1 protein-coding gene and 1 pseudogene are annotated in these 1912 nt (G+C 74.5%); one reads left to right on the plus strand and one right to left on the minus strand.

Annotation, left to right across the window (positions count from 1 at the left end; all coding sequences use genetic code 11):
- Positions 1–1106 (plus strand): annotated as a pseudogene (locus E1193_RS31285) (chromosome partitioning protein); the annotation flags it as partial.
- Positions 1107–1249: 143 nt separating this feature from the next.
- On the opposite strand, the gene E1193_RS31290 reads toward E1193_RS31285, so the two are convergent.
- Positions 1250–1684, minus strand: a complete 435-nt coding sequence (locus E1193_RS31290; RefSeq protein ID WP_132186722.1) for a DUF3151 domain-containing protein — start codon at positions 1682–1684, stop codon at positions 1250–1252.
- Between the last annotated feature and the right edge of the window lie 228 nt (positions 1685–1912).

Consider the following 1912-nt stretch of genomic DNA (forward strand, 5'->3'; position numbering starts at 1 on the left):
CGCCCCCGCAGCCCGCCTCGATGTCGCCGCACCCGGCTCCGGCCGTCACCGGGCCGCCCGCGCCGCCGCCCACCGCCGGCTGGTACCAGCCGGCGTGGCAGCAGGGCACTCCGCACGGTGGGCTGCCGCAGCAACCGCAGCCGGCGACCCGGCCGGAAGCGGCCTGGACGCCCGAGGGTCCGGCCCCGACCGCCGAGGACTTCGCCCGCCGCCGGCAGGCCCGCCCCGCCGACCCGGTGGCCACCATGGGCGTACGGGCGGTGGTGAACCGGATCGGGCTGGTGAAGCTTCCCCCGGGGCGGCACGAGCAGGAGGTGAAGCGGGACGTCGAGATGGTCCGCCGCAACTTCGGCGGGCTGCGCCAGGTGACCGTGGTCAATCCGAAGGGCGGCGCGGGCAAGACCGTGGCGATCCTGCTGCTCGCGATGACCTTCGGGCAGAAACGCGGCGGTTACGTGCTGGCCTGGGACAACAACGAGACCCAGGGCACCCTCGGGATGCGCGCCCAGCAGGACTTCCACTCCCGTACCGTCCGGGACATGCTGCGCGACCTCGGCCAGTTCCAGGGCGCGCACGGGCGCATCGGCGACCTGTCGCAGTACGTCCGCTCGCAGGGCGAGGGAATGTTCGACGTGCTCGCCTCGGACGAGTCGGCGACGGGCGGGGAGATGTTGACCGCTGCGGCGTTCGCCGAGATCCGCGAGGTGGTGAGTCGGTTCTACAAGCTGATCTTCGTGGACACCGGCAACAACGTGCGGGCGCAGAACTGGCAGGCCGCGATGGACGCCACCGACCAGTTGGTGGTCACCATGTCGGCCCGCAACGACTCGGCGGAGACCGCCGCGCGGATGCTGGACCACCTGGAGCAGAGCGGCCGGCAGCGGCTCGTCCGGCAGGCGGTGACGGTGGTGTCCATGCCGCCGTCACGCAAGGAGATCGACCTGCCGGCGATCCAGGAACACTTCGCCGCCCGGACCAGGGCGGTGCTGCTGGCGCCGTACGAGCGTTTGATCGACACGGGGGAGCCGATCCGGTACGGCGGGCTCTCCTCCGCGACCCGGGACGCCTGGCTGAAGATCGCCGCCGCGGTCGCCGAAGGGCTCTGACCCGGCGGCCCGGGCCGACAGGCGCCGCCCCGCCGCCGGTACGGGTGTCGGACCGGCGGCGGCGCGGTCGAGGGCGAGTGGCGGGCGGTCGGCCGTCAGACGTGAACGGCGCGGTCGAGTGGCGGGATAGGGGCGCTCGCCCGTCAGGCCTGGGCGCCGGCGAGGGCGTCCCCGGCGGCCGGGTCGCAGTCGCGGAGGAACTGGGCGCAGCGGGCCGCCTCGTCGGCCTCGCCGATCTCGCCAGCGGCCCGGGAGAGCACGTACAGGCAGCGGAGGAAGCCCCGGTTGGGCGCGTGCGACCAGGGCACCGGGCCGTGCCCCTTCCAGCCGTTGCGGCGTAGCTGGTCCAGGCCCCGGTGGTAGCCGGTGCGGGCGTAGGCGTACGCCGGGACGACCTGACCGGCGTCGAACGCCCGGCCCGCGAGCGCCCCCCAGGCCGCGCTGTGGGTCGGGTAGCGGGCCGCCACCTCCTCGTACGCCTCGTCGGTGCCCTGCTGGGCGGCGGACGCCAGGGCCGCGTCGGCCGGGTCGTGCGCGGGCAGGAGGGTGGCCGGTGGCTCAGGCAACAGGTTCTGCATCGCCCCATTCAACCCGCTTCGCCCAGCGGCGCGCGAGGGGGCCCGGCGCGACGCGCTGACTGAACGGTGGATCGGCCGTCCCGCCTGCGGGTCGGCCTGGACAGCCCGGCGGCCCATGCCGCCACGCAAAGTTTTCCACTACAACTATTGGTCCGGAACCTCCCCAGGACCGGTGACGCAGGAGCCCGGCGGCCAGTCCACCGGGCTCCTGCCCTTCCGGGCCCACCC

Source organism: Micromonospora sp. KC606 (genome assembly GCF_004348675.1).
GTDB lineage: Bacteria > Actinomycetota > Actinomycetes > Mycobacteriales > Micromonosporaceae > Micromonospora.